Genomic DNA, 26,786 nt, shown 5'->3' with positions numbered 1-26,786 from the left:
CTGTTTTGGTCAGTATGCGCGGCGCGCCCGGGGGTTATTCCTCGCCCTCGTTCGGTCGAAGGACTCGCAGAGCCCGCAACGCGTCGGTGGCGAAATCCAGGATGGCGTTCACCCGCGCCGGCCGGAAGTCCTGGCTCGGCGTCACGAGCTGGACCGGCAGCGGCGGCGGCTCGTAGGCCGCGAGCAGGCGCACGAGCCGTCCGGCCGCGATGTCCTCGGCGGCCTGATAGGACAGGACCCGCGCGATGCCGCGGCCGGCCCGGGCGGCGATCAGGGCGGCCTCGACCTCGTTGACGATCAGGCGCGGGGCGAGGCGCACCCGGTTCGCCCCGAAGCGCCATTCCCGCTGGCCCGCGCGCACGAACCCCTGGATGGTGTCGTGGTCGCCGAGATCCGCGGGCCCGCGCGGCGTGCCCCGGGCGGCGAGGTAGCCCGGGCTCGCCACCACGATCTGGCGCACCTGTCCGACCCGGCGGGCAACGAGGCGCGATTCCGCGAGCTGGCCGATCCGCACGGCGACGTCGATCCCCTCCTCCACGAGGTCGAGATTGCGGTCGGCGAGCAGCAGTTCGACCTGCGTCTCCGGATAGGCGTCCAGGAACCCCGACACCAGGGGCGCCACGTGTATGCGCCCGAACAGCACCGGTGCCGTGACCCGCACGAGGCCGCAGACGGCATCGGGGGACGCCCCCGACACGGCCGCCGCGTAGCCCGCAAGGACCAGGCGGGCGCGCTCAGTGAGTTCGAGGCCGGCCGGCGTCGGCGCGAGGCGCCGGGTCGTCCGCTCGACCAGGCGCGTGCCGGCCCGCGCCTCGAGGCTGGCGAGGGCGCGGGTCGCCGCGGCGGCGGAGCGGCGCTGACGGCGCGCCGCGCCGGCGAGGCTCCCGGCATCGACGATCGCCACGAAGAGGGAGAGCTCGTCCAGCCGATCCATCGATTGCTGCAAAAACTGAAATTCTGATTGTCAGAGTCTCGGGATTTCCGGCGCGGGGTGCAAGGGCCACTCTCCGGTCGTTGCCGGAGACCGTCCCGATGTCCGATCCCGATCTCACCCTCTACGGCCTGCGCCTGTCGGGCCATTCGCACCGCGCCGAACTGTTCCTGTCCCTGCTGGGGCTTCCCTATCGCTTCGTCGCGGTGGCGAGCCCCGAGCAGCGCGGAGCCGCGGCGTTCCGGCGCCTCAACCCCCTGGGCCAGATCCCGGTCCTGACCGACGGCCCGGCGGTGATCCCCGACAGCAATGCCATCTTGATCTACCTGGCCGCACGCTACGCGCCGGACAGCGGCTGGATGCCCCGGGATCCGCTCGGCGCCGCCCAGGTCCAGCGCTGGCTCTCCATCGCGGCGGGCGAGGTGCGGGCGGGGCCGGCCCAGGCCCGGCTCATGGTCGTGTTCGGCGCCCCGGGCGAGCGCGCCACCGTGCACGCCGCCGCGGCCCGGACCCTCGGCTTCCTGGAGGATCACCTGACCGATCGCGCCTACCTGGCGGCCGAACGGCCGATGCTCGCCGACATCGCCTGCTATTCCTACGTGGCCCACGCGCCCGAGGGCGGCGTCTCGCTCGCGGCCTACCCGGCCGTGCGCGCCTGGATCGGTCGGGTGGAAGCCCTGCCGGGCTTCATCCCGATGCCGGCTTCCCCGATCCCCGAACCCGCGTGAGCCGCGCCATGGCCAGCTTCCACGCCGACGAGCGGCTCGCCCAGGAGCGCGCCGGCCACGTCCTGGGCGAGACCCCGGCGATCCGGCCATTCATGCCCGAGCAGCACCGCGCGTTCTTCTCCGGCCTGCCATACCTGTTCGTCGGCACCGTGGACGGCGCCGGCGCGCCCGTCGCCACCGTGCTGACGGGGCCGCCCGGCTTCGTGCAGGCCCCCGATGCGACGCATCTCACCGTCGCGGCGGCCCTCGATCCGGCCGATCCGGCGGCCAGGTCCCTCGTGCCCGGCGCCGAGGTCGGGATCCTGGGCATCGACTTCGCGACGCGCCGGCGCAACCGGGCCAACGGCCGCGCGGTCCGCCGCGATCCGAACATGCTGACTGTCGCCGTCGCCCAGAGCTTCGGCAACTGCCCGCAATACATCCAGCGGCGGGTGGCCGAGCCGATCCGGCGCCCGGTGGGGCCGGTCGAGATCCTCACCGCCCTCGACGCGGAGGCCGCGGCGCTGATCCGGGGCACGGACACGCTGTTCGTGGCGAGCCGCGCCCGGGACGGCCTCGCGGATGGGGGCGCCGACCTCTCGCACCGGGGCGGCCGGCCGGGCTTCGTGCGGCTCCGGGGCGACGTGCTGACGGTGCCGGACTTCCCCGGCAACCGCTACTTCAACACCCTGGGCAACCTGATCGGCGAACCGCGGGCGGCGCTGCTGATCCTCGATTTCGCCCGCGGCGACCTCCTCGTCCTGCAGGGCCGGACCGCGATCGACTGGAGCGGCGTGGAAGCCGCCGCTCCGGCGGGGGCGCAGCGCGCGTGGTCGTTCACCGTCACGGGCGGGTGGCGGCGCCGGGCGGCGATCCCCCTGCAATGGAGCGCCCCCGAGCCGGCGCCGCAGATCGCGCGCACCGGCTTCTGGCCGGAGCCGGCGTGAGCGGCGCTCAGGCCTGGGCCGGCGCGGCCGCCTCGTGTTCGGCCGCGAGCTGCGCGTCGGCGGCCAGGACCGTCTGGAAGGCCGGGCGGCCGCGGACGCGCTCGACATAGGCCGTCAGCACGGGATCGGGTGCGACCAGGCCGAAGCCCATCGTCCAGCCGAGCGCGCTGCCCCACAGGATGTCGGCGGCGCTGAAGCGCGCGCCGAGGAGGTACGGGCCGGGGGTCAGCGCCTCGGTCACCCGGGCGATCACGCTCGCGTAGTCCCCGTAGGCCGACATGGCCCGCGGGCCGGGCTCCCGATTCAGGTGGCGGTCGATCAGCGCGGGCTCGAAGCAGGAGCCGTAGAACACCATCCAGCGCAGGTAGGTGGCCCGGGCGGGGTCGGTGGCGGCCGGGGCGAGGCCGGCCTCCGGGACCAGATCGGCGAGGTAGAGGTAGATGGCCGCCTGCTCGGTCACCAGGGCCTCGCCGCGGCGGACCGCCGGCACCTTCGCCATCGGGTTGATGGCGCGGTAGGCATCCCCGAGATGCTCGCCGGCGCGCATGTTGAGAGCGTGCAGCCGGTACGGGACGCCCAGTTCCTCGAGCAGCACGCGCACCCCCGACGAGCGGGTGTTGGGCGCATGATAGAGCTCGATATCGGGCTTCTCCGCCATGGGTTCCTCCCTGGGATTTGTCGATTCGCACGGTAGCACGCTCCAGCCGCGGGTGGGCCGGGTCAACCGACGCGCGAAGCCCACTTCTCCTGGGACCGGAATCGCGGCAGGAGCGTTGGGCGATTGTGCAATGCCGCGCGTTACGATGTCGGCCGGCACGCCGCGAGCCTGGGGTTCGAGTTCTGATGGCGAAGATACTGCTGGTTGAAGACCATGAAGAGATCTGGGACTTCCTGTCCCGGCGCCTCAAGCGGCGCGGCTACGAGGTGATCCTGGCCCATGACGGCGAGGCCGGCGTCCGCCAGGCGCGCTCGGGCCAGCCCGACGTCATCCTCCTCGACATGAACCTTCCGGTCCTCGACGGCTGGTCGGTCGCGCGCACGCTCAAATCGGGGGCCGACACCCGGGCGATCCCGATCATCGCGCTGACCGCCCACGCCATGTCGGGCGACCGCGACAAGGCGATTCAGGCCGGCTGCGACGACTATCATCCCAAGCCCGTCGATTTCTCGAAGCTGCTCAGCCAGATCAGCGCCGCCCTGGGCGAGACCGCGGCGGCGAGCTGAGGCGGATCCGGACGCGCCCGCAGCCGTTCCCACCGCGGCCGCACAGGCGGCCGAACCCGAAGTGTGAGTACCTGGAGCGTGTCCGTGAGCGAGGATCCCGTCACCGCCCAGCGCCTGCGGGAGGGCCTTCCGGTCTTCGTGGCGCTGGCCTCGCTCCTCCTCGTCGTGGCGACGATGGTGGCCCTGTATCTCGGTCGCGAGATCCTGGTGCCGGTGACGCTGGCGATCCTCCTGAGCTTCGTCCTGGTGCCGGCGGTCCGGATGCTCCGGCGGCTGCACGTGCCCCGCGCCGCCGCGGTTCTCCTGGTGGTGGTGACGGTGTTCGGCGCCCTGTTCGGGATCGGCAGCCTGATCGCCAGCGAGGCCTCGCAGCTCGCCAGCGACCTGCCGCGCTACACCCAGACCATGAGCGCGAAGATCAAGGACCTGCGCGGCGCGACCGCCGGGAGCGGCAGCCTCTCGCGGATCGTCGACATGGTCCAGGACCTCAGCGCGACCCTGCAGCCGCCACCGGCCGCGGAGGTCCGCGGCGAGCCCGGGACGCGCACCCATCCGCTCACCGTGGAGATCACCCCCGCCCGCGCCAGCGTGGTCGACACGCTCCAGACCTTCGCGGGCCCCCTCCTGCACCCGCTGGCCACGACCGGCCTGATCCTGATCTTCACGATCTTCATCCTGCTCCAGCGCGAGGATCTGCGGAACCGGGCGATCCGGCTCGCCGGCGGCTCGGGGGACCTGCGCCGCACCACGGCGGCGATCGACGACGCCACGAGCCGGCTCAGCCGGTTCTTCCTCGCCCAGCTCGCCCTCAACATCGCCTTCGGCCTCGTGATCGGCCTCGGCCTCTGGATCATCGGCGTGCCGAGCCCGACCCTGTTCGGCGTGGTGGCGGCGATCCTGCGGTTCGTGCCCTATATCGGCGCCGCGATCAGCGCCCTGCTGCCGCTGATCCTCGCGGCCGCGGTCGATCCCGGCTGGTCGATGGTGATCGCCACCGCGGCCCTGTTCCTGATCGTCGAACCGATCTGCGGCCACGTGATCGAGCCGCTGCTCTACGGCCATTCCACGGGCCTGTCGCCGATCGCCGTCATCCTGGCGGCGACGATCTGGACGTTCCTGTGGGGGCCGATCGGCCTCGTCCTGGCGACCCCGCTCACCGTCTGCCTCGTGGTGCTCGGGCGGCACGTGGAGCGGCTCTGGTACCTCGACGTGCTCCTGGGCGATCAGCCCGCTTTGTCACCCCCCGAGATCTTCTACCAGCGCATGCTGGCGGGCGACCCGGCCGAAGCGATCGATCAGGGCTGGCAGTTCCTGAAGGAACGCGCGCTGATCACCTACTACGACGAGGTCGCCCTCGCCGGCCTGCTGCTGGCGCAAGAGGACCTGTCCCGCGGCACCCTGGACCGCGCCCGCCAGAGCGAGGTCGGCGCGGCGCTCCGCACCGTGGTAGATCGGCTCGGGACCGCGCCGGTCGCCCGGCGGGTCCGGCGGGGATCGGGACGCGGTCCCGACACGGAGACCGCCGCGGCCCTGGCCGCGGTGGGGCCCGACCGGCAGATCGCCGGCATCGTCCTCAGCCGCGAGGATCTGGCGCCGCAATGGCGCAGCGACATCCCGGTCCTGTGCGTGTCGAGCCGCGGCCCATTCGACGAGGCGGCGACGCTGATGCTGAGCCAGATCCTCGGCCGGCACGGGCTTGCCTCGCAGACCCTCTCGATGGCGGCGATCCGCGCCGGCGAGCGCCCCGACGCTCCGGACGACCTCGCGCTGATCTGCTTCTCCTATCTGGAGCCGGTGAGCCTCTCGCAGATCCGCTTCACCGTCCGTCAGGCGCGGGCCGCCGTGCCGGGGGTGCGCATCCTCGTGGGCTTCTGGCGCGAGCGCGATCCGGCCACCCTGGACCGTCTGCGCCGGGCGACCTCGGCGGATTTCCTGGTGACCTCGCTCAACGAGGCGCTGTCGGCGGTGCTCGGCGCCTGCCGCGAGCCCGCCCGTCCGCGGACCGTCCCGGCGGCGCCGATCCCGCTGCCCGGTCCGGCCCGCACGGCGGCGACCGCCTGAGCCGCAGCCCGATCGCGCATCGTGCCGGAGAACGGAACCGTCATGCTGCGCTCGCTTTCTGATTGGGGTCGTCCGGAAAGCCGGCGGCCACCGATCGGGACGATGATCGAGCGGTGCCCACGCAGGTCGCGATGATCCGCGCGCCGCCTGCGTCCACGGCCTGAAGGGTGAAGACCGCCGCGCATGTCCGAGACCCCAGAAACCCCGCCCTCCGGACCCGGTCCCCAGGTCCAGGACAGCGCGCCGAGCGACGTCACGGACCGCAGGAGCGACATCTTCTTCGCTGCGGTCGAGACGACGCGGATGCCGATGATCGTCACCGATCCGCGCCAGCCCGACAACCCGATCATCTTCGCCAACCGGGCCTTCCTGGCGATGACCGGCTACACGCCGGAGGAGCTGGTCGGGCGCAACTGCCGCTTCCTGCAGGGGCCCGACACCGACCGCGGGACCATCGCGCAGGTCCGCACCGCCATCGCCGAGAAGCGCGAATTCGCCACCGAGATCCTGAATTACCGTAAGAACGGCTCGACCTTCTGGAACGCGCTGTTCGTCTCGCCGGTCTACAACGCCGACGGCGAGCTCGTGTACTATTTCGGCTCGCAGCTCGACGTCTCGCGCCGCCGCGACGCCGAGGACGCCCTGGGCCAGGCGCAGAAGATGGAGGCGCTCGGCCAGCTCACCGGCGGCATCGCGCACGATTTCAACAACCTCCTGCAGGTGATCGTCGGCTACATCGACATCCTGGCGGCCGGCCTCGAGAAGCCGGATGCCGACCGGGCCCGGCTGGGGCGCGCCGCCGAGAACATCCGCCAGGCCGCCGAGCGCGCGACGACGCTGACGCAGCAGCTCCTGGCCTTCGCCCGCAAGCAGCGGCTGGAGGGGCGCGCCGTCAATCTCAACACCCTGGTCGAGGGCATGGGCGAGATGGTCGCCCGCGCGGTGGGCGAGGCGGTCAAGGTCGAGCTCGACCTCGCCGCGGATCTCTGGAACTGCCGCGTGGACCCGACCCAGGCCGAGGTCGCGATCCTGAACGTGCTGATCAACGCCCGCGACGCGATGCCGGACGGCGGCACGGTGCGGATTTCCACGGAGAACATCGAGGTCGCCCTCCGCGACCGGGAGATCGGGGCGCTCCGCGACGGCCGCTACGTCAGCATCGCGATCCGGGACACCGGCACGGGCATCCCGCAGGCCGTGCTGGCCCGGGTGATGGACCCGTTCTTCACCACCAAGGAGGAGGGCAAGGGGACCGGCCTCGGCCTCTCCACGGTCTACGGCTTCGCCAAGCAGTCGGGCGGCGCGGCGCAGATCGAATCCGCGGTCGGTGCCGGCACGACGGTGCGCCTCTCGTTCCCGGCCACCGACGGCGCCGTCAACACGCCCCCCAAGGTCGCCCTGCGATCCGTGGACCGGCAGGGCACCGAGACGATCCTGATCGTCGACGACCGCGCGGACGTGGCCGAGGTCGCCCGCACCATCCTGCGGGATTTCGGCTACGTGACCCTGATGGCCGGCAATGCCCGGGAGGCCCTGGAGATCCTGGATTCCAGCGAGCGGGTCGACCTCCTATTCACCGACCTGATCATGCCCGGCGGCATGAACGGCGTGCTGCTCGCCCGGGAGGCCGTACGGCGCCAGCCCAAGCTCAAGGTGCTGCTCGCCACCGGCTACGCGGAGGCGAGCCTGGAGCGAACCGATATCGGCGGCTCGGAGTTCGATCTCCTCAACAAGCCCTACCGGCGCACTGAGCTGGTCCGCCGCGTGCGGGCGATCCTCGACGGGCCGACCGGGGTGAGCTGAATTTCGGGAGACGGGCGATGACGCAGGGCGACAAGGCGAAATACACCGACAAGCAGAAGCGCAAGGCCGCGCATATCGCCGAGTCCTACGAGGCCCGCGGCGTCCCCGAGACCGAGGCCGAAGCCCGCGCCTGGGCGACCGTCAACAAGGACGACGGCGGCGGCAAGAAGCCCGGCGGCTCGGGCCGGGGCAAGGCGACCGGACATCCGGCGGCCCACCAGGGCGGGGCGGTCTCCGCGGGCCGGACGGCGGAACAGCGCTCGGCATCCGCGAAAAAAGCCGCGGCGACCCGGAGGGCGAATGCGGCGGGGCGGGGGTGATCGATGGGGGCGGAGGCGGGCTTCCGCACGGGGAACGCCTGCGGCGTGATCCGGGCCTCACGCTGGCCCGGCAGCGCCCATGCGCCGGGTTGCGGATCGGCCGCCACGACTGAGCCGCCCTCACGCTCGGCGGGGCGATGCCGTCGCTTTGCGGCGCTGGGCAAGATTTGTATGCCGGCGTTGGATCACCGGGGACCCTGTGCGGGCGGATGGACGCCGCCGCACCGTCATACCAGCCGGTCGCTCAGCACGTGCTGGTTGCCGTCTCCGTCCCGGCTTTGTTGAACGCGTCCTGGAATGCCGGCGAGATCAGGAATCCCAACTCGGCCTTGAGTGCGACCGCTCGCTCCTTGCCGAAGACCGCTTCGAAACGATCCTGGGCCCCGCGCCATAGCTTCGCCGTCTCGGCGAGCTTGTTCTCGCCCTTCACGGTCAGCGTGATACGTCGGGCGCGACGATCCCGCGGATCGGGCACGAGCTGAAGATAGCCGTCCCGCGTCAGCGGCTTCAGGGTGTGACTGAGGCCGGACAGGTCCATGACCGCTCGTTCGGCGAGTTCACGCATCGTCGGCGCGCCCATCGTCCGAACCGTCGCGAGCAACCCGTGCTGCGTGGCGCGCAGGCCGCTTGGCGCGAGGGCGTCGTCGTAGAGCTGGCCGATGCGGCGCATGGCCTGCCGCAGGACGGCGTTGCTGCAGGTGCTGGGATCGTCGGTCATGGGCGCGTCCTATCGCGATCGCGCGGCCGGGTACACGCGCCGCCCTTTCCCGACACAGGCTGGGCCACCGGTTTGCCCCGTCCGCTTGAGAGGATACCTATGCAAACGCTCAAAACTTGCATATGCATCTTTATAGGCCCGGTTCCGGATGCAGGCCATCGCCGCCTTGTCGCGGGGCCGGGACCCATCGCCGTCGAGGTCACACGATGGACGCGCGCACACGTGCCTTGCTTCAAGATCCGGTCACGCCGACGTTGCTGCGCCTCGCAGCCCCGAACGTCCTGATGTCGGTGGTGCAGGCCTCGGTGGGATTGATCGAGACCTACTTCGTGGCCGAGCTCGGCACCGACGCCCTCGCGGGCATGGCCCTGGTGTTCCCGATCCTGATGTTCGTGCAGATGGTGTCCGCCGGTGCGATCGGCGGCGGGATCCTCTCGGCGATCTCGCGTTCGCTCGGCGGCGGTCGCCAGGACGAGGCGAACGGCTTGGTATGGCATGCGATGGCCATCGCGGCGGCCCTCGGCGTCCTCACCACGGCGTCGGCACTGGCGTTCGGTCCTGCCCTGTACCGGGCCATGGGCGGCACGGGCGGCTCTCTCCATGCGGCCACGACCTATTCCGCCGTCGTGTTCTCGGGGGCGTTGCTGGTCTGGCTGTTCAATGCGCTCGCCGCGGTGATCCGGGGTACCGGCAACATGACCCTGCCGGCCACCGTGACGTGCGGGGGAGCGGTCGCGCTCGTCCCCCTGTCGCCGGCCCTCATCTTCGGCTGGGGGCCGATCCCACAGCTCGGCATCTTCGGTGGTGGCGTCGCGGTGCTCGCCTATTACGCTGTCGGCGTGGCGATCTTCGCCACCTTCCTCTGGTCGGGGCGCGGCGTGCTCCGGCCGTCCCTGCGCCCACCGGCGCTGTCCGGTGCCGCGCTCGGCTCGATCCTCCGGGTCGGCATGGTTTCGGCGCTCGTCACCGTCACCACCAACGTCACGATCGCGACGGCGACCGGTCTCGTGGGACTGCAGGGACCGGGAGCGGTCGCCGGCTACGGCACCGGCGTGCGCCTCGAATATCTCCTGGTCCCGATCGTATTCGGCTTCGGCGCCCCGCTCTCGGCCATGGTCGGCACGGCGGCGGGTGCCGGCGCCCTCGATCGCGCGCGACGCGCGGCCTGGACCGGGGCGATCCTCTCGGGATGCGTTACGGAGGTGCTGGGCATCGCCGCGGCCTTGGAGCCGGATGCGTGGCTGCGCCTGTTCGGCGACGATGCCGCGATGCTGGCGACAGGGGCCGCGTACCTGCGCATCGTCGGGCCTTTCTACGGCTTCTTCGGTTTTGGCCTGGCGCTGTACTTCGCCGCACAGGGTGCCGGCCGCGTCGGCTGGCCCCTGGCTTCCGGCATCCTCCGGGTCCTCGTGTCCCTCGGCGGCGGCGCCCTGGCGCTCCGCCTCGGCGGGGGGACGAACGGCCTCTTCCTCGCCCTCGGTCTCGGACTGGCCGCGATGGGAACGGGTAACGCCGCATCGCTGGCCTTCGGCGCGTGGCTGCCCCCGGGTCCGGCCTCCCGACCCGTCACGGGCCGAGCCGACGACTATCCCGCCCTGGCGAAATCCTGAGCGTGTTCTTCCAAGGTCATGGTCCTTTGATCATGACCGACAGATTCGGTCCTTGACCCGTCATGATGTCGTTCAGCCCGCCTCACAGGCCGGGCGCCGGACGCTCCACAGGGCCAGGGATCCGGGCGGACATCGATGACCGTCCGTTCGTCCGTCCAACGCGCATCCCTGGATTGGCAAAAGAGCGACCGCATCGCGACACGGCACCGTCGTCGCCCTTGACGCGGCATCCGTGCCATAATAGATGATGGTCATAATCTTTGATGCCGATGCAAGCGGAGCTCGCGGGCCGATGATGGATGCGAGAATAATCCTGGGTCTCACAGGTCTGGCCCTGGCGGCGTGCTCGCCGGCCGAGACCGCCGTGACCCCTGAGCCGCCGCTGGTCCAGACCGTCGCGGTCGCCCCCGGGACCGGGGCAGTCGCGCGCTACACCGGCGTCATCCGCGCGCGCACCGAGAGCAATCTCGGCTTCCGCGTCGGCGGCAAGATCTTCGAGCGCCTCGTCGATCCGGGGGACCACGTCCGGTTCGGGCAGCCGTTGATGCGCCTCGACCGGACCGACTTCACCCTGGCGCTCAACGCGGCGCGCGCCTCCGTCGAGGCGGCCCGGGCGCAGATGATCAAGACCAAGGCCGACGAGGAGCGCAGCCGCAAGCTCGTCGGGGATGGCTGGACCTCGAAACAGACCTACGACCAGAACAAGGCCGCGGCCGATGCCGCCATCGCCCAATTCGCCAATGCGGAGGCCCAGGCGAGCCAGGTCTCCAACCAGGCCGGCTATTCCGAACTCCAGGCCGATGCCGACGGCGTCGTGATGGAGGTCCCGACCGAGCCCGGTCAGGTGGTCGCCGCCGGCCAGACCGTGGTCAAGCTGGCCCGTGACGGGGCCCGCGAGGCGGAGGTCTTCCTGCCCGAGGCGAGCAGGCGCCTGGCCCGGGGCGTGGCCTCGGCGACGCTCTATGCCGAGGGCGAGGCGACCTATCCGGCCCGGCTGCGCGAGCTCTCGGCCACCGCCGACCCGGCCACCCGGACCTACCGGGGGCGCTACATCCTCTCGGGCGGCGGCGAGGATGCGCCGCTCGGGGCGACCGTGACGCTCCGGCTCAAGCCGGCGGAGTCCGGACGCGCGGCGTCGGTCGACGTGCCGCTCGGCGCCCTCTTCGACATCGGGCACGGTTCGGCGGTCTGGAAGGTCGACGCCGACACCAGGACCGTCACCCAACAGCCGGTCGCCCTGGGCCGCATGTCGGAGGAGGCGGCCGAGGTCGTGTCCGGCCTCGAGCCGGGCGACCGGATCGTGTCGCTCGGCGCCCATCTCCTCAAGGCCGGCCAGACGGTGCGGCAGGCCCCCCCGAGCCTGACGGGAGTCGCGCGATGACCGGGTTCAACCTCTCCGCCCTGGCGGTCCGGGAGCGGGCCGTCACGCTCTTCCTGATCATCGCGGTGACCGCCGCCGGCGTCTTCGCGTTCCAGAGGCTCGGCCGCGCCGAGGATCCGGCCTTCACGGTCAAGACGATGGCGGTCTCCGCCGCCTGGCCCGGCGCCACCACCTCGGAGATCCAGCGGCAGGTGGCCGACCCGCTGGAGAAGCGCCTGCAGGAGCTCGTCTATTACGACCGGGTCGAGACCACGGTCCGGCCCGGCCTGATGCTCATGAAGGTCTACTTCAAGGACAGCATGCCGCCGGCCAAGCTGCAGGGGGAGTTCTATCAGGCCCGCAAGAAGCTCTCCGACCAGGCCCCCACCCTGCCGCGCGGGGTGATGGGGCCGCTGTTCAACGACGAGTTCTCCGACGTCTACTTCGCCCTGTACGCCCTCCAGGCCCGGGATATGCCGCACCGGCATCTCGTGCTCGCGGCCGAGGATCTGCGGCAGCGCCTGCTGTGCGTCCCCGGCATCGAGAAGATCAACATCCTGGGGGAGCAGGCCCAGAAGATCTTCGTCGAGATCTCGTACCAGCGCCTCGCGACTCTGGGCATCACCGGACAGCAGCTGCTCGCGGCCCTCGGCAACCAGAACGACGTGACGCCGGCGGGCTTCGTCGAGACCACCGGCCCGCGGGTCTACCTGCGCCTCGACGGCACCCTCGACAGCCTCGACGCGATCCGCGACCTGCCGGTGGCGGCCGGTGACCGCAGCCTCAAGCTCGGCGACATCGCGGAGGTCAAGCGCGGCTACGAGGACCCGAAGGTGTTCGCGATTCGCAACGACGGCGAGCCCGCCCTGATGCTCGGGCTGGTGATGAAGCCGGGATTCAACGGCCTCGCCCTCGGCGCGGCCCTGAACACCGAGGAGGTGGCGATCCACCACGCGTTGCCAACGGGCGTCGCGTTCACGAAGATCACCGATCAGGCCAAGGTGATCGACGAGGCCATCCACGAATTCATGGTGAAGTTCTTCACCGCGCTCTCGGTGGTCATCGTGGTCAGCCTGGTGGCGCTCGGCTTCCGGGTCGGCCTCGTGGTCGCGCTCGCGGTGCCCCTGACCCTCGCGGCCGTGTTCGTGGTCATGATGGTCACCGGCCGCGACTTCGACCGCATCACGCTCGGTGCCCTGATCATCTCCCTCGGCCTGCTGGTGGACGACGCCATCATCGCCATCGAGATGATGGTGGTGCGCATGGAGGAGGGCGCCGACCGGATCGAGGCGGCCACCCATGCCTGGAGCACCACCGCCGCGCCGATGCTCACCGGCACCCTCGTCACCATCGCGGGATTCCTGCCGGTGGGCTTCGCGGCCTCGACGGCGGGCGAATATGCCGGCAACATCTTCTGGGTGGTGGGCTTCTCGCTGATCGTCTCCTGGATCGTGGCCGTGACCGCCACGCCCTATCTCGGCGTCAAGCTCCTGCCGAACATCAAGCGCGTCGAAGGCGGGCACGCCGCGATCTACGCCACGAAGAACTACCGGCGCCTGCGTCGGATCGTGAGAGCCTCCGTCGACCACAAGTGGCTGGCGGCCGGCGTCACCGTGGCGCTGTTCGCCCTCGCGGTGGTCGGCATGGGCAAGGTCGAGCAGCAATTCTTCCCGAATTCGGAGCGTCCTGAACTGATCGTCGAGGTGACCCTGCCCACCGGGTCCGCCTTCGCCACCACCGAGGCCAGCGTCCGGAAGGTCGAGGCGGCCGTGCGCGCGCTGCCGGAGGCGCGGGCGATCACCAGCTATATCGGCCAGGGCATGCCGCGCTTCGTGCTCTCGTTCGATCCCGAACTGCCCGACCCCGCCTTCGCGCAGATCGTCGTCCAGACCGCCGATGCGGCCACCCGCGACGCGCTCCGGATCAAGCTGCGCACGCTCGTGAGCGACGGGCTCTTCCCCGAGGCGCGGGTGCGGGTGCTCCAGATTGTGTTCGGGCCGCCGATCCGCTTCCCCGTCGCCTTCCGGGTGGTCGGACCCGACCCCGAGGTGATCCGCGGCATCGCCGAGGAGGTCCGCGACGTCATGATGGCCAACCCCAACATGCGGCTCGTCCACCTCGACTGGGGCGACAGGACCCCGAGCCTGCATCTCGCCCTCGATCAGGAGCGCCTGCGCCTGATCGGCCTGACCCCCAAGGAGGCCGGCCAGCAGCTCCAGAGCTACCTCACCGGGACGCCCGCGACCCAGGTCCGCGAGAACCTGCGCACCGTCGATGTGCTGCTGCGCAGCCCCGGGCCGGAGCGCCGTTCCCTCGGGGAGATCGGCGACCTGACCCTGACCACGCATGACGGGCGGCAGGTGCCGGTCTCGCAGGTCGCCCGCCTGGAGAGCCGCAGCGAGGACGCGGTGCTCAAGCGCTACAACCGCGAGACCTATATCCGCGTCCAGGGCGACGTCCTCGACGGCAAGCAGCCGCCGGATGTCCACGCGCAGATCTTTCCCCGGCTCGACGCGATCAAGGCCAAGCTGCCGCCGGGCTACCGTATCGACACGGCCGGGGCCGTGGAGGAGAGCGCCAAGGCGATGAACGCCCTGGTGGCGGTGTTCCCGCTGATGCTCATCGTCACGCTGACGGTCATCATGATCCAGGTCCGGTCGTTCACGACCATGTTCATGGTCTTCGCCACCGCGCCGCTGGGCCTCGTGGGGGCGGTGCCGACGCTCCTCGCCTTCCACCAGCCCTTCGGCTTCAACGCCATCCTGGGCCTGATCGCCCTGTCGGGCATCCTAATGCGCAACACGCTGATCCTCGTCGATCAGATCCATCACGACCGCGCCTCGGGCCTGTCGGACTACGACGCCATCGTCGAGTCGACGGTGCGGCGGGCCCGTCCGGTGATCCTCACCGCGGCGGCCGCGATGCTGGCCTTCATTCCGCTGACCCACTCGGTGTTCTGGGGGGCCCTGGCCTACGTGCTGATCGGCGGCGTCGGCGTCGGAACCCTGCTGACGCTCCTGTTCCTGCCGGCGCTCTACGCCCTGTGGTTCCGGGTGGCGCGGGAACCCCGCAAGGACGGAGCCGCAGCCGGTTCCGGCGCGATGCCGCTCCCGGCCAAGTCTTGAAGCGACGGAAGACGTTCGTGTCCCACCCGAGGGACATCCCAGGATCGCGCGCCGGGCGACCGGGCGTGTGGGACGACGACCGGCCTGCGCTCCGGCCCCCTGCGCCGGCCGGTCGCTTGTCGTCTCCCGGAGGTGTCGCGGGGAACGCCGGAGGGTCCGCCCTTCTTTAGATGACGCGTTTCATCTATACAGAACGTCGGAAGGTCGAAGGATCAGAGCGAAGGATCAGAGTATGCCGAGAGTTTCGCAGGAGCAGGCCAAGCTCAACCGTCAGCGCGTCGTCGAGGTCGCGGCGACCCTGTTCCGTGAGCGTGGCCTGCACGGCGTCGGCGTCGCCGACATCATGGCCTCCGCCGGCCTGACCCATGGCGGCTTCTACGGCCAGTTCGCCAACAAGGAGGCGCTGGCCGCCGAGGCGTTCGACGCCGCGGTCAACGAGGACCGGCGCGGGGACGTGAATGCCATCCTCATGAACTACCTGTCTCTCGCGCACGTCAAGACACCCGGGAAGGGGTGTCCCCTCGCGGCCCTGGCCAACGACATCTCGCGGGAAGCGCCGGGCAGCCCCGTTCGGGCCCGGTTCACGCAGGGTGTCGAGCGTCTGGCCTCCATCCTCGCCAACCTGACGCCGAAGGCATCGCGGGAGCGCCGGCGGCAAAAGTCCCTCGCAACGCTGTCGATGCTCGTCGGAGCCGTCGTGCTGGCACGGGCCGTCAGCGACGAGGAGCTGGCGAATGACCTGCTCCAGGCGGCGCATTCCTCGGTCGCCGGCTGACATTCACGGGCACGGATGCCGAGACCGCGGAGTTCCCGCCCCGAAAGCCCGGATCGACGGGATCAGGGACGCGATCGAACATCGCGCGCGCCGTCTCTCCACGCGCTTCCCGATGGCCTATGCGGCCTCGGCCCCGTGCCAGCCGTTCGTCAGGCCCTGGAGCGCGCCGGCTGGTCGCGCGGCGACGTCGCGCGCGTCGAGAGCAACGAGGCCTTCGCCGTCGTTCCCTTCGCCGTGGCCAAGAAACTCGGCCTGCCCAAGGACATCGTCAACGTCGAGGGCGGTGCCATCGCCCACGGGCATCCGATCGGCGCGACCGGTGCGGTGCTGACGACCCGCCTGCTCCATTCCATGCGCCGGGACGGCATCCGCCGTGGATCGGTCACCCTCTGCATCGGCGGGGGGCAAGGTATCGCCCTCGCGCTGGAGGCGGTCTGATCCGCTGCGGGTCAGGATGCCGCCGCCAACAGGGTCTCGCGCAGCCGCCGATCGAGCTCGTCGGCCACGGCATCGACGTCCTTGTCGCTGAATTGGCCGAAGCTCGTCTTGGGGCGATCATATTCGAAGGCCGCGTTACCGTCAGCCGCCTCGCGCAGAAGCACTCTGATGGGGGCGTACAGCGCGGCGGAGAGGACATGCCGCGTCATCCGTGAGGCCGTCAGCGGATTGCCGATGTCGTATTGGATCGCCTTCTGTCGGGACCCGGCCACCAGGAGCAGGCTGCCATGATCCCGCATGCCGAAGATGGAGAGCGGCGCCAGTCGCTCCATACGGTCCCGCGCTTCCGTCGCGTTGCCGGACCGGAGGAACTCCTCATAGGAATGGTCGAGGGGTGGTAGGGCCGCTTCGAGGGCTATCCGTACCGCCTCGAACGGCTTGGCGGCACGGATCGTGACGTGCTGCATCGCGACTTCGGTCGCGTCGAGTTGCGCTGGCAAGGGTGAAACTCCTGAGGGTTTCGAAGGGATGGCGGCGACACGGCCGATGCCCCGGGACGCGATGAAGGCTGCGCCGACAAGCAACGCCACGCGGCGCGAAAGTCGGCCGACCCTGAGGCCGCTCATGGATGGACCTGACGGAGTGAGGCGAGAGCTTGCCACGCGGCGACCTCGCCGAAATCGACGCCGATGGGCCTGTTCATGCTCACGGTGACGGACCCATCGGCACCGACATGACCGAGGCTCACCGCGTCGCCGCCGCGATGATGATGTCCGCCCAGTCCCGGGGGCGTTCGACGGCGCTGAAATGGCCCGTGCGTTCGAGGGTGATAACCTTCGGTGACGGGACGCTTCGCTCGACGCCGGCGCGATCCTCTCGGGAGGACCAATCGCTGTCGCCCCAGACCAGCGTCACCGGCGCCCTGATCGAGCGGTATCGCGTACGTGCCGCGACGAAGCTTGGCAGCGACTTGAGAAGCCGTCTCATACCTTTCCCATATCCGGGGCGGTTGCCGACGCGGGAATATTCGTCGAGCAGGTCATCGGGCAATGTCTTCGGGTCATGGAAGCCTCCCCTGATGATGCCGCCGGTGATCGCTCGGTTCTCCTTCGACGCGAAGATCGGACCGACGATCGGTGCGCGCACGCCCTTGATGATGATCGAGGCGAGGAGGTTGGCGCGTTCCAGGCCGGGCAGGTAGTCGTAGGTGTTGAACGCCACCACCCGTTCAACCCTGTCGCCGAGTTCAGCGGCGAGTGAGAGGGATAGGGTCGCCCCGATCGACTCGCCGGCCAGGATCGGGCGTTCGATGCCAAGGACCTGCAGGAATTCCCTGAGCTGGGCCCGGAGGGTGGGTTCGTCCTTCTCGCTGTCGGGTTTGAGGTCCGACCATCCGAACCCCGGCAGGTCGAGGGCGTAGACCGTGAAGTGTTTGGACAGCAGCGGAATCACGAATTGGAAGATATCCAGTTGCGTCCGCACGGTATGTGTGAGGACGAGGTCCGGTCCCTCTCCGACCCGGACGTAACGGATGCGGGTTCCGTCCTTCAGGGTCGCGAAGGCGGTCTCGCCCGCTTTGAGCCAGCGGCGCGTGTAGATCCAGTCATCCGCATGTTCGGAGACCGGCGGTTTCGTTGTCATGATGTGATTTCCATTGGCCGAGCGAGGCATTGCCGACGGGTTCGCGCCGTGTGCCGGATTGGCGGACGGCTTCGGACATTCGGGATCGGGAACGGTCCGATGTTCCGGCCGCCCGCTCAGGCGGCGACGCGACGGGGCGCGTAGCGGGACGCGGGCTTGGCTGCGGACAGGTTCGGCATGAGCGCCTGGCGGGCCGCCTCGTAGGCCTCCCAATCCGCCGCCTCCGGTAGGGAGGGGATCGTGACGAACTCACCCGCATCGAGACCGGCGAGGGAGGCATCGACCATGTCCGCGGCCGACATCACCCAGCTCGGCGGGAGGTTGCTCACCGGGCTCCCGGCGATCTCCCAGAATTCCGTGGCCGTCGCCCCGGGCAACACCGCCTGAACCCTGACGCCCTTGTCCGACAGCTCCTTCCGCAGCGACTGCGAGAAGGCGAGAACGAAGGCCTTCGAGCCGCCGTAGACGCCGTTGAGTAGTTCCGGCGCAATCGCCACGATGGAGGCGATGTTGATCACCGTGCCCCCGCCACGCGCCACCAGCCCTGGTACGGCGGCGTAGGTCAGGCGGGTGGGAACCGTGACGTTGATGGCGATCATCTCGACCATGCGTTCGACGTCGGATCCGAGCAGGGGACCGGCTGCACCGAATCCCGCATTGTTGACGAGCGTCGTGATGCTGGCGTCGTCGCGCAGCAGGCCCTCGACTTGGGCAAGCTCTGCCGCCGCGGTGAGATCGGCGGCCATGGTGCGCACGTCGCGCCCATGGCGACGTCTCAGGTCGTCGGCGACGGCGTCGAGCCGATCCTTGTTCCGGGCGACGAGGACCAGATCATGGCCGCGGGCCGCGAGGCGGTCGGCGTAGATCGCCCCGATGCCGGAGGAGGCGCCGGTGATGAGGGCCGTACCAAGGTTCTTCGTGTCGAGCATGACGATCTCCATCGATGTCTGTCGCGGCGGAAGCGGACTGCCGGAACCTAGACGTCCGAATGGATATCCCATATGTCGTATTTGCCACCTTTTAGGTCACGGGTCGGGGGCTGCATCCCATGCGAGACATCGGCGTCGTTCTCTTCCCGGATTTCCAGGTCATGAACCTTGGGGGCCTGACCGCCTTCGAGCTCGCGAACATGACGCGGGGTCACGAGGTCTACCGGACGTCGTTCCTCTCGGAGCGCGGCGGCCCGATCAGGACCTCGATCGGGCTGACCATGGACACCGAGCCATTCGGGGAGCGGACTTTCGATACGCTGATCGTCGTGGGGACCCTCGACGTCGGTCCGTCGTCACCCGGTCTCGTCCAGCACGTTCGCCGGGCGGGAGGGCTCGCAAGACGTGTTGCCGCCACCTGCACCGGGGCATTCGTCCTGGCGGAGGCGGGTCTGCTCGACGGGCGCAGGGCGACGACGCACTGGGCACATGCCCGTGAGCTCGAGCGCCTTTATCCGAAGGTGAAGGTGGACGATGATCGCATCTTCATCACGGATGGAAACGTCTGGACATCCGCCGGCATGACCGCCGGTATCGACCTCGCGCTTGCGTTGGTCGAGGACGATCTCGGCCCGGAGATGGCAAAGGGCATCGCGAAGAAGCTGGTGGTCTATCACCGACGGTCGGGCGGCCAATCGCAGTTTTCGGAGTTGCTGGAACTTCAGCCGAAATCCGACCGCATCCAGGTTGCCCTTTCCTATGCGAGAGCGAACCTGCACAAAGAGCTGTCGGTGGATGAATTGGCGGATGCGGCTCGGCTCAGCCCGCGGCAGTTCAGTCGTGTCTTCCGGCAGGAGACCGGCCAGTCCCCGGCCAAGGCGGTCGAGCACCTTCGTCTGGAAGCCGCCCGTGCCATGATGGAGGAGGGACGTTTGCCCATCGACGTGGTCGCACAGGAAACCGGTTTCGCCGACCGCGAGCGGATGCGGAGATCCTTCATCCGTTCCTTCGGCCAACCCCCTCAAGTCATTCGCAGGAACGCGCGAACCGAAAGGCAGACGAGGACTCTTGAGGCACCCCCGTCTTTACCGTGACACAGCCCACGGCATCGAATGCTTATGCTGAACCATATCAATGATATGCTGAGCACATTCACACCGAATCCGGAAGCAGAACGACGCTCCGATCCCAAAAAATTGGGACAAACTATTTGTCTTGGATGGCGTGATCGCAGGTCATCATGCATTCCTCTCCGAATATTTCGTATCTCAAAGCGCAGAAGCCGTCTGACTAGAGCGTGCTGTGAACGAGATGCCGGGGTTGTGCATCCTGGGGCGTGAGCCTGGATCGCCCTGCCTATCCGTCCGACGTGTCCGATGGGGCGGGGGCGCTGGTTTCGCCTCAACCGGCGCTGGCAGCGTTCTGGTTCCGGCCAGAAGGGCGGCGGTACCCCGGGACCGTCCCGGCAAAGGGCACCCCGGGGATGCCGTTTGTCGAGGGACGTAGGCCCTGGGTTTCGATCAACCGCCCGTCGAAGTCACCGGGATGGACGGGGTCAGTCGGCCGAGCCGGCTGACCTCCGCGGCAACGTCCTGCAAGCTGGCGTCGCCCTTGCGCAAGATCCGGTCGGCCGCGGACAAGTCATGACGTTCTTCCTCCGAGACGTCGCGGGCGCTGAGGACGACCACCGGAACTTCGTCGCCGCCCGGCATCGCCCGCAGGGCGCGCAGGAATGTGAAGCCGTCCATCACCGGCATGGTCAGGTCGAGGAGCACGAGGCTCGGGCGGGCCGCGCGCACGCTGGCCAGGGCCTCGGCCCCGTCGCCGGCCTCCCGAACCGCGAACCCCTGTCGCCCCAGCACGGTCCGGAGGCGGCGGCGCATCTCGGCGTCGTCGTCCACCACCAGGACGTCGCCCGCACCCGCGCCGATCCGGTCGAGCACCCCCTTCAGGCGGCTCCAATCCACCGGCTTCGCGAGCGAGCTGGTCGCCCCGAGCGCGGCACCGAGCGCGGCGTCGGCCACGAAGCTGACCATGATCACAAGGATGTCGCGGGTGGCGTCGTCGTGCTTCAGCGCGGCCAGCACGGCCCAGCCGTCCATCTCCGGCATCATCACGTCGAGCAGCACCGCGACGGGCTGCAGCCGGCGTGCGAGTTCGAGACCCGACCGCCCGTCGAGCGCAGCATGGGCCGCAAAGCCCTGCCGGGTCAGAAATCGGATCATCAATTCGCGCTGGCTGGACTCGTCATCGACGACGAGGACCAGACCGCGCGTGCCCTCCGCCGTGCCCGCGTGAACGGCCGGGAGATGCCCATCCGCGATCTCGGGCCCGGGCATCATCGCGGGCAGGGTGAGCGTGAAGGTCGTGCCCCGACCCTCGGCGCTGTCCGCGGAGACGTCGCCGCCCATCAGATTGGCGAAGGCCTTGGTCAAGGCCAAGCCCAGTCCCGTGCCGCCGTACTTGCGCGTCGTCGACCCGTCGGCCTGCACGAACCTCTGGAACAGCCCGGCGAGCTGCCCCGGCGTCATGCCGATGCCGGTATCCGAGACGGCGAAGGTCAGCCGGTCACCGTCGGGTCCGGGCTCGCGCCGGACCCGCAACGTCACGGTCCCGCCCTCGGTGAACTTGGCGGCGTTGCCGAGCAGGTTGAACAGGCACTGGCGCAGTTTCACCGCATCGGTCTGTGCCTGGCCGAGGTCCGGAGCGAGGTCGAGAACGAGGCGGTTGCCCTTCTTGGCCACGAGACCCTCGACGGTCGCGGCGGCGTCGCGCACGAAGGCCTCGACGGCGACGTTCTCGGCCAAGACGTCCATCTTCTCGGCCTCGACCTTCGAGAGATCGAGCACGTCGTTGATCAGCCCGAGGAGGTGCTGGGCGTTCGAGCGGATCTTGCCGAGATCGGCCTGGAACGTGTCCTGCCCGAGATCCTCCGCTTCCTCCTGAAGCATCTCGGCGTAGCCGATGACCGCCGAGAGCGGCGTGCGCAGCTCGTGGCTCATGTTGGCGAGGAACGCGCTCTTGGCGCGGTTGGCGGCCTCGGCCGCATCCCGGGCGTCCCGCAGGGCGGCCTCGTGGGCGTGACGGGCGCTGACATCGGCATGGACGCCGACCCATTCGCGGATCGCCCCGTCCGCATCCCGCACGGGTACGGCGCGCACCGCATAGTGCCGCCAGCCGCCGTCCGACGCGCGGACGCGATGTTCCACCGCGTAGGCGCCGCCCGTCCGGCCCGCCTCCAGCCAGATCCGGTTCGTCTCGGGGAGGTCCTCCGGATGGATCGCTTTCGCCCAGCCGCGCCCGCGGTACTCGGCGAAGGTATGCCCCGTGATCTGCTCCCAGCCCGGCTGCTCTTCGATGAAGTCGCCGCCGGCATCCGTCGTCCACATCACGCCATCGACGGCGCGGACCGCGGAGCGGAAGCGCGCTTCGCTGACGTGCAGGCGCCGCTGGGTGCGCCGCTGGTCAAGCGAACCCGCCATCATCGCCAGGAACAGCACGACGAAGGTGACGCCGGCCACCGCCAGGGCGAGGTCCTGCTGACCGGTGGACAGGGTGGCCGCGTGGGCCGCGTGGGCCCCCGCCTCCTCGGCGGTGAAGGTCGCCGCCGCCATGCCGGTGTAGTGCATGCCGGCGACCGCCAGACCCATGACGCAGGCGGCCATGAGCTTCTGCCAGGGGCGGTTGCGCCGGAAGGTGAGCCACAGGGCGGCGGTCGCCGCGCTGACCGCGATGGCGACCGACACGGCGACGATCCGCGGGTCGTAGGCCATGTTCCCCGGAACCCGCATCGCGGCCATGCCGGTATAGTGCATCGCGGCCACGCCGAGGCCCATCGCCGTGCCGGCCACGAGCAGCGACGCGGTGGCGGTGCCCGCCCGCGCCACCCAGGCAAAGGCCGCCGCCGTGCTGCCCACCGCGATCACCAGCGACAGGACGGTCGTGCCGAGGTCGTACCGCGCCGGCATGCCCATCTCGAAGGCGAGCATCCCGACGAAGTGCATGGCCCAGATGCCGCCGCCCATGGCGACCGCGGCGGCGGCGCCCCAGGCCCAGCGCGGGCCGAAATCGGGCCGGCGGATGCGCGCCCCGAGATCGAGCGCCGCATAGGATGCGAACACCGCGATCACGATCGAGAGCGCCACGAGGGCCGGGCTGTAGCCGGTATGGACCATACGAGGATCGACCAGGGAGAGGTCGGGCGTCGGGCGCCCGGGAATGCGGCCGAATCTGCGGGCGGCGACGATGCCTGTCCACTCACCGATGCGTTTGGCTCCGGCATCCGCCCGCGCGGGAGGCCGATAGCGCGGATTTGACGCTCGGCGACCGCCGTGAAGCGGTCGGCTCACAGGGCTTCCGATTACGGGGCGGACGGCGTCTCACGCGTTGGATCGGCACAGCCAAGGTGGTGTGGCCGCCCGGAGCACGCCTGATGCCTTGTCGCGGACGGACGATCCACGCGCTGCGCGAATCCGGCCGCGGGTCGCACCCACATCGTCGGACGGCGGGATCGCCGACCAGCGCGCACGCGGGTCGTTCTCCCTCACGCCGTCGTCACCGGCAGGGGCCCGAGGCAAAGATAGGCGGCGGGCTCATGCGCATTCGAATGCCGTCAGCACCGCGGGAATGGCCGAGCGGAGGCGGGAATAGCCACGCGTCGATTTCGGCCACGCCGTCTCGTCCCATCGGCGACGGACCCGGATGCAACCGTCGGGTAGAGCATCGGCGGACGGCCCCACCGGAGCCCAAGCCGTGACCACGGGATGGTCGCCGGCCCAGTCGCGGTCGACCAGCCGCGCCGTGCAGCCGAAATGCGCCGCCGAACGGTCCAGGGCATCGGCCATCGCTGCCGCGTCGGCCGCGCGGACCCGATCGGACGCACCGGGGGCGTGGGCCAGCAGGCCGCCGACGCGGACGACGCGGGCGCCGGCCAAGGGCAGGCTCTCCGGATGCAGGTCGTCGAGGTGCAGCAGCAGCGCGATATCACCGGTCGGTCCGGCATCGGCCCGCAGCAGCGCCACTTCGCGGGGCGGCATCGCCTCGTCGAGGGCGTCCGGATACGCGTCGAGGCCGGCGGGGTCGAAGCGACCGTCGGTGTACCGCCGGATGTTCTCGGAGCGGGCGACGTAGTGCTTGCCCCGTGTGTGCAGGCCGGCCACCCAGCGCCAGGACAGCGTGTTGCTCGCCGGGTCGCCGTCGACGAGGTGGCGCATGAAGAAGTCGGCGCCGAGCGCCCACGGCAGGCGCAGGGTGAAGATCCAGATCGACGCGAACCACATCCGGGCGTGGTTGTGCAGCCAGTTGGTTTCGACGAGTTCGCGGGCCCAGTCGTCGAAGCCGTCGATACCGGTCCGGCCCTCGACCGCCTGTGCGTAGATCCGGTGCAGCCCGGGCTCGGCGGCGAGCCGCTCCCGGTCCGCCGCGGCCAGGGCGAGGTAGCCGGTCCAGGCCGCCGGGTGGGTCTCCAGGTGGCCCTTGAAGTAGGTTCGCCAGAACACCTCGGAGACGAACTTGTCGGCACCGCCGTCGCCGAACGCGCGCTCGGCAGCGGCCGCAACCTCGGCCTCCGTGATCAAGCGCCGGCGCAGGTAGGGCGAGAGGGCCGACGTGGTCGGCTCGACTCCGGGGCCACGGTCGGTGTTGCGGGACGCCGCGTAATCGGCGCCGGCCCCCGCCAGGAAGGCGGAGAGGCGGTCGAGCCCGGCATTCCGAGTCATGGGGAAGGTGCGATCCATGGGTCGGAGTTAGCGCGCGACGCACGCGGTGCGGATGCGACCCATTCCCCGGACCTTCCGGACCGGGGACGCCACGGTCGAAACGCGGACGCAGACGTTGCATCCCGGCGCGAGAAGCATCACACACGCGGCAGATTTTCGGACCGTTCGGTGCGCCGCCCTCGAGCGAGGTGCGCCGAAGAGTCGGCCCTTCGACGCCGTCCGTGATCGTCCAGACAATAGGAACACGTGATGAAGACGCGCGCCGCGGTCGCGTGGGAGGCCAAGAAGCCTCTCACCATCGAGACCATCGACATCGAGGGGCCCAAGGCCGGCGAGGTTCTCGTCGAGCTGATGGCCACCGGGATCTGCCACACGGACGCCTACACCCTCTCGGGCCTCGATTCCGAGGGCAAGTTCCCGGCGATCCTGGGCCACGAGGGCGCGGGCATCGTCCGCGAGGTCGGTGCCGGCGTTACCACGCTGAAGCCCGGCGACCACGTGATCCCGCTCTACACGCCGGAATGCCGCAACTGTAAGTCCTGCCTGTCGCAACGCACCAACCTGTGCACCGCGATCCGGGCGACCCAGGGCCAGGGCGTGATGCCGGACGGCACCAGCCGCTTCTCCTGCGTCTCCACCGGCGGCAGCCCGGGCGGCAATTCTGGCGGATCGAGCACCGTGTTCCACTACATGGGCTGCTCGACCTTCTCGAACTTCACGGTCCTGCCCGCCATCGCGCTCGCCAAGATCCGGGAGGACGCCCCCTTCGACAAGATCTGCTACATCGGCTGCGGCGTGACCACGGGCATCGGCGCGGTGATCTACACCGCCAAGGTGTGGCCCGGCGCCAACGTGGTGGTGTTCGGTCTCGGCGGCATCGGCCTCAACGTGCTCCAGGCCGCCCGGATGGTGGGTGCCGATAAGATCATCGGCGTCGACATCAACCCGGAGAAGCAGGCCATGGCCCGCAAGTTCGGCATGACCGACTTCATCAACCCGAGCGAGATCGGCACCGACAAGGTGGTCCAGGCCATCGTCGATCTCACCGGCGGCGGCGCCGACTTCTCGTTCGACTGCACCGGCAACGTCCACGTGATGCGCCAGGCCCTCGAGTGCTGCCATCGCGGCTGGGGCGAGTCGATCGTCATCGGCGTGGCGGAGGCCGGCCGCGAGATCTCGACCCGTCCGTTCCAGCTCGTCACCGGCCGGGTCTGGAGGGGCTCGGCCTTCGGCGGCGCCCGCGGCCGCACCGACGTGCCGAAGATTGTCGACTGGTACATGGAGGGCAAGATCAACATCGACGATCTGATCACCCACACCATGCCGCTGGAGGACATCAACCACGGCTTCGACCTCATGCACGAGGGCAAGTCGATCCGGTCCGTGGTCGTCTACTGACAAAGACCGATCCGGGGCTCCCCGCCAACGAGGCCGGGGCGCCCCGGCGCATGTCCCCCGCACTCTCGAAGCCCCGGGCCCGCGACCCGGCCCCGAGCGGGGCTCTCGCCGCCCGAGCAGGAGATCACAGCTGATGGAAACCGTCTCGAAGGCCCGCGCCCACGGCGGCACGCAGGGCGTCTACAAGCACGACGCGCAGACCACGGGATGCCCGATGACCTTCGCGGTGTTCGTGCCGCCCCAGGCCGAGACCGGCCCGGTCCCGGTGCTGTGGTACCTGTCCGGGCTGACCTGCACGCACGCCAACGTCATGGACAAGGGCGAGTACCGCGCGGCCGCCGCCGAGCACGGCGTGATCGTCGTGGCCCCCGACACCAGCCCGCGCGGCCCCGGTATCCCGGACGAAGACGGCAACTGGCAGTTCGGCTCCGGCGCCGGTTTCTATCTGGACGCCACGCAGGCGCCCTTTGCGACGAATTACAAGATGTGGAGCTACGTGACCGAGGAGTTGCCGGCCCTCATCGCGAAGGAATTCCCCGCCGACATGACCCGCCAGGGCATCCTCGGCCATTCCATGGGCGGCCACGGGGCGCTCACCATCGCGTTGACCTACCCGGAACGCTTCAAGTCCTGTTCCGCCTTCGCGCCGATCGCCCAGCCCTCGACGGCCGGCTGGTCGAAGCCCGCGTTCGAGAAATACCTCGGCTCCGACCCGGCCGCCTGGCGCGCCCACGACGCGACCGCGCTGATCGAGGACGGCAAGCGCTTCCCCGAATTCCTGGTCGATCAGGGGACCGCCGACAGCTTCCTGCAGGACGGCCTGCGCCCCTGGCTGCTGGAAGAGGCCTGCAAGAAGGCCGGGATCGGGCTGACCCTCAACATGCGCGAGGGCTACGACCACTCCTACTTCTTCATCTCGACCTTCATGGCCGACCACATCGCCTGGGCTGCCGCCCGCCTGAAGTGATCTTGTCCGGGCCCTCGGCGCAGTCGGGAAGCAATGCTTCCCGACCTTGGGTGGGGGACGCCGCCCTTGGCACTTGCCGGGGCCCGATCCATCCACTGCCGAGCGCCCCTGACCG

General features: G+C 69.9%; 21 protein-coding genes and 1 pseudogene. 14 read left to right on the top strand and 8 right to left on the bottom strand.

Annotated features, from left to right (window positions below):
- Positions 1-34: 34 nt before the first annotated feature.
- Positions 35-934 carry a LysR family transcriptional regulator gene (locus MKK69_RS03135; RefSeq protein WP_243965378.1) on the bottom strand — a complete coding sequence of 300 codons (900 nt, stop codon included), beginning with the start codon at positions 932-934 and terminating at the stop codon, positions 35-37.
- A gap of 98 nt (positions 935-1,032) precedes the next feature.
- Between MKK69_RS03135 and MKK69_RS03130 the strand changes: the two genes are divergently transcribed.
- Complete coding sequence (locus tag MKK69_RS03130; RefSeq protein WP_243965376.1) at positions 1,033-1,659, top strand: glutathione S-transferase family protein; 627 nt, start codon at positions 1,033-1,035, stop codon at positions 1,657-1,659.
- A gap of 8 nt (positions 1,660-1,667) precedes the next feature.
- On the top strand, positions 1,668-2,585 hold the full coding sequence (locus MKK69_RS03125) for a pyridoxamine 5'-phosphate oxidase family protein (protein WP_243965375.1): 918 nt from the start codon (positions 1,668-1,670) through the stop codon (positions 2,583-2,585).
- A 7-nt stretch (positions 2,586-2,592) separates the two neighbouring features.
- On the opposite strand, the gene MKK69_RS03120 is transcribed toward MKK69_RS03125, so the two are convergent.
- Positions 2,593-3,243 (bottom strand): glutathione S-transferase family protein, encoded by a 651-nt coding sequence (locus MKK69_RS03120; RefSeq protein WP_243965374.1) that lies wholly within the window; start codon positions 3,241-3,243, stop codon positions 2,593-2,595.
- A gap of 185 nt (positions 3,244-3,428) precedes the next feature.
- Here MKK69_RS03120 and MKK69_RS03115 point away from each other — a divergent pair, with 185 nt between their 5' ends.
- The 4 genes from MKK69_RS03115 (at position 3,429) to MKK69_RS03100 (ending at position 7,993) form a co-directional block, all read left to right on the top strand.
- On the top strand, positions 3,429-3,809 hold the full coding sequence (locus MKK69_RS03115) for a response regulator (protein ID WP_243965372.1): 381 nt from the start codon (positions 3,429-3,431) through the stop codon (positions 3,807-3,809).
- An 84-nt stretch (positions 3,810-3,893) separates the two neighbouring features.
- Positions 3,894-5,870 (top strand): AI-2E family transporter, encoded by a 1,977-nt coding sequence (locus MKK69_RS03110; RefSeq protein ID WP_243965370.1) that lies wholly within the window; start codon positions 3,894-3,896, stop codon positions 5,868-5,870.
- A gap of 183 nt (positions 5,871-6,053) precedes the next feature.
- Positions 6,054-7,673, top strand: coding sequence for a hybrid sensor histidine kinase/response regulator (locus tag MKK69_RS03105; protein ID WP_243965368.1), 1,620 nt, complete (start codon positions 6,054-6,056; stop codon positions 7,671-7,673).
- A gap of 17 nt (positions 7,674-7,690) precedes the next feature.
- Positions 7,691-7,993, top strand: a complete 303-nt coding sequence (locus tag MKK69_RS03100; RefSeq protein WP_243965366.1) for a plasmid stabilization protein — start codon at positions 7,691-7,693, stop codon at positions 7,991-7,993.
- Positions 7,994-8,237: 244 nt separating this feature from the next.
- Here the strand turns inward: MKK69_RS03100 and MKK69_RS03095 are convergent, their stop codons facing one another.
- Positions 8,238-8,711 (bottom strand): MarR family winged helix-turn-helix transcriptional regulator, encoded by a 474-nt coding sequence (locus MKK69_RS03095; protein WP_243965360.1) that lies wholly within the window; start codon positions 8,709-8,711, stop codon positions 8,238-8,240.
- A 206-nt stretch (positions 8,712-8,917) separates the two neighbouring features.
- Here MKK69_RS03095 and MKK69_RS03090 point away from each other — a divergent pair, with 206 nt between their 5' ends.
- The 5 genes and pseudogenes from MKK69_RS03090 to MKK69_RS03070 all read left to right on the top strand — a co-directional run.
- Positions 8,918-10,321 carry an MATE family efflux transporter gene (locus MKK69_RS03090; RefSeq protein ID WP_243965355.1) on the top strand — a complete coding sequence of 468 codons (1,404 nt, stop codon included), beginning with the start codon at positions 8,918-8,920 and terminating at the stop codon, positions 10,319-10,321.
- A gap of 295 nt (positions 10,322-10,616) precedes the next feature.
- Positions 10,617-11,702: an efflux RND transporter periplasmic adaptor subunit gene (locus MKK69_RS03085; protein WP_243965379.1), complete on the top strand. Its 1,086-nt coding sequence runs from the start codon at positions 10,617-10,619 to the stop codon at positions 11,700-11,702.
- Positions 11,699-14,806, top strand: a complete 3,108-nt coding sequence (locus tag MKK69_RS03080) for an efflux RND transporter permease subunit (protein WP_243965354.1) — start codon at positions 11,699-11,701, stop codon at positions 14,804-14,806. Before MKK69_RS03085 ends, MKK69_RS03080 begins: the two co-directional genes overlap by 4 nt.
- Before the next feature lie 232 nt (positions 14,807-15,038).
- A complete protein-coding gene (locus tag MKK69_RS03075; protein WP_243965351.1) occupies positions 15,039-15,581 on the top strand; it encodes a TetR/AcrR family transcriptional regulator in 543 nt (180 codons plus the stop codon).
- Between the two features lie 114 nt (positions 15,582-15,695).
- Positions 15,696-16,019: pseudogene (locus MKK69_RS03070) on the top strand (acetyl-CoA C-acyltransferase); the annotation flags it as partial.
- An 11-nt stretch (positions 16,020-16,030) separates the two neighbouring features.
- Here the strand turns inward: MKK69_RS03070 and MKK69_RS03065 are convergent.
- The 3 genes from MKK69_RS03065 to MKK69_RS03055 all read right to left on the bottom strand — a co-directional run bounded on the left by MKK69_RS03065 (position 16,031) and on the right by MKK69_RS03055 (position 18,589).
- Positions 16,031-16,645: a DUF302 domain-containing protein gene (locus tag MKK69_RS03065; RefSeq protein WP_243965350.1), complete on the bottom strand. Its 615-nt coding sequence runs from the start codon at positions 16,643-16,645 to the stop codon at positions 16,031-16,033.
- Between the two features lie 118 nt (positions 16,646-16,763).
- The gene (locus MKK69_RS03060) at positions 16,764-17,690 is read right to left on the bottom strand and encodes an alpha/beta fold hydrolase (RefSeq protein WP_243965349.1); all 927 of its coding nucleotides are present in this window, start codon (positions 17,688-17,690) and stop codon (positions 16,764-16,766) included.
- An 86-nt stretch (positions 17,691-17,776) separates the two neighbouring features.
- Positions 17,777-18,589, bottom strand: coding sequence for an SDR family NAD(P)-dependent oxidoreductase (locus MKK69_RS03055; protein WP_243965347.1), 813 nt, complete (start codon positions 18,587-18,589; stop codon positions 17,777-17,779).
- A 119-nt stretch (positions 18,590-18,708) separates the two neighbouring features.
- Here MKK69_RS03055 and MKK69_RS03050 point away from each other — a divergent pair, with 119 nt between their 5' ends.
- Positions 18,709-19,683 (top strand): GlxA family transcriptional regulator, encoded by a 975-nt coding sequence (locus tag MKK69_RS03050; protein WP_243965345.1) that lies wholly within the window; start codon positions 18,709-18,711, stop codon positions 19,681-19,683.
- A 426-nt stretch (positions 19,684-20,109) separates the two neighbouring features.
- Here the strand turns inward: MKK69_RS03050 and MKK69_RS03045 are convergent, their stop codons facing one another.
- Positions 20,110-22,764 carry an MHYT domain-containing protein gene (locus MKK69_RS03045; RefSeq protein WP_243965343.1) on the bottom strand — a complete coding sequence of 885 codons (2,655 nt, stop codon included), beginning with the start codon at positions 22,762-22,764 and terminating at the stop codon, positions 20,110-20,112.
- A gap of 417 nt (positions 22,765-23,181) precedes the next feature.
- A complete protein-coding gene (locus MKK69_RS03040) occupies positions 23,182-24,306 on the bottom strand; it encodes an FAD-binding domain-containing protein (protein WP_243965341.1) in 1,125 nt (374 codons plus the stop codon).
- Between the two features lie 249 nt (positions 24,307-24,555).
- Here MKK69_RS03040 and MKK69_RS03035 point away from each other — a divergent pair, with 249 nt between their 5' ends.
- Positions 24,556-25,704, top strand: coding sequence for an S-(hydroxymethyl)glutathione dehydrogenase/class III alcohol dehydrogenase (locus MKK69_RS03035; protein ID WP_243965339.1), 1,149 nt, complete (start codon positions 24,556-24,558; stop codon positions 25,702-25,704).
- 133 nt (positions 25,705-25,837) lie between these two features.
- Complete coding sequence (gene fghA / locus MKK69_RS03030; protein WP_243965337.1) at positions 25,838-26,671, top strand: S-formylglutathione hydrolase; 834 nt, start codon at positions 25,838-25,840, stop codon at positions 26,669-26,671.
- Positions 26,672-26,786: the final 115 nt, after the last annotated feature.

This window comes from Methylobacterium sp. J-026 (assembly GCF_022829585.1).
Lineage (GTDB): Bacteria > Pseudomonadota > Alphaproteobacteria > Rhizobiales > Beijerinckiaceae > Methylobacterium.
Note: the sequence above shows the minus strand (reverse complement) of the source record. Positions and strands in the feature narration are given on the sequence as shown.

Excerpts from the sequence above, each read along its gene's own strand:
- MKK69_RS03090 (WP_243965355.1), top strand. The coding sequence starts at position 8,918 with ATGGACGCGCGCACACGTGCCTTGCTTCAAGATCCGGTCACGCCGACG.
- MKK69_RS03040 (WP_243965341.1), bottom strand. The coding sequence starts at position 24,306 with ATGACTCGGAATGCCGGGCTCGACCGCCTCTCCGCCTTCCTGGCGGGG.
- MKK69_RS03095 (WP_243965360.1), bottom strand. The coding sequence starts at position 8,711 with ATGACCGACGATCCCAGCACCTGCAGCAACGCCGTCCTGCGGCAGGCC.
- MKK69_RS03135 (WP_243965378.1), bottom strand. The coding sequence starts at position 934 with ATGGATCGGCTGGACGAGCTCTCCCTCTTCGTGGCGATCGTCGATGCC.
- MKK69_RS03065 (WP_243965350.1), bottom strand. The coding sequence starts at position 16,645 with ATGAGCGGCCTCAGGGTCGGCCGACTTTCGCGCCGCGTGGCGTTGCTT.
- MKK69_RS03075 (WP_243965351.1), top strand. The coding sequence starts at position 15,039 with ATGCCGAGAGTTTCGCAGGAGCAGGCCAAGCTCAACCGTCAGCGCGTC.
- MKK69_RS03130 (WP_243965376.1), top strand. The coding sequence starts at position 1,033 with ATGTCCGATCCCGATCTCACCCTCTACGGCCTGCGCCTGTCGGGCCAT.
- MKK69_RS03085 (WP_243965379.1), top strand. The coding sequence starts at position 10,617 with ATGGATGCGAGAATAATCCTGGGTCTCACAGGTCTGGCCCTGGCGGCG.
- MKK69_RS03050 (WP_243965345.1), top strand. The coding sequence starts at position 18,709 with ATGCGAGACATCGGCGTCGTTCTCTTCCCGGATTTCCAGGTCATGAAC.
- MKK69_RS03035 (WP_243965339.1), top strand. The coding sequence starts at position 24,556 with ATGAAGACGCGCGCCGCGGTCGCGTGGGAGGCCAAGAAGCCTCTCACC.
- MKK69_RS03045 (WP_243965343.1), bottom strand. The coding sequence starts at position 22,764 with ATGGTCCATACCGGCTACAGCCCGGCCCTCGTGGCGCTCTCGATCGTG.
- fghA (WP_243965337.1), top strand. The coding sequence starts at position 25,838 with ATGGAAACCGTCTCGAAGGCCCGCGCCCACGGCGGCACGCAGGGCGTC.
- MKK69_RS03055 (WP_243965347.1), bottom strand. The coding sequence starts at position 18,589 with ATGCTCGACACGAAGAACCTTGGTACGGCCCTCATCACCGGCGCCTCC.
- MKK69_RS03105 (WP_243965368.1), top strand. The coding sequence starts at position 6,054 with ATGTCCGAGACCCCAGAAACCCCGCCCTCCGGACCCGGTCCCCAGGTC.
- MKK69_RS03080 (WP_243965354.1), top strand. The coding sequence starts at position 11,699 with ATGACCGGGTTCAACCTCTCCGCCCTGGCGGTCCGGGAGCGGGCCGTC.
- MKK69_RS03100 (WP_243965366.1), top strand. The coding sequence starts at position 7,691 with ATGACGCAGGGCGACAAGGCGAAATACACCGACAAGCAGAAGCGCAAG.
- MKK69_RS03125 (WP_243965375.1), top strand. The coding sequence starts at position 1,668 with ATGGCCAGCTTCCACGCCGACGAGCGGCTCGCCCAGGAGCGCGCCGGC.
- MKK69_RS03120 (WP_243965374.1), bottom strand. The coding sequence starts at position 3,243 with ATGGCGGAGAAGCCCGATATCGAGCTCTATCATGCGCCCAACACCCGC.
- MKK69_RS03060 (WP_243965349.1), bottom strand. The coding sequence starts at position 17,690 with ATGCCTCGCTCGGCCAATGGAAATCACATCATGACAACGAAACCGCCG.
- MKK69_RS03115 (WP_243965372.1), top strand. The coding sequence starts at position 3,429 with ATGGCGAAGATACTGCTGGTTGAAGACCATGAAGAGATCTGGGACTTC.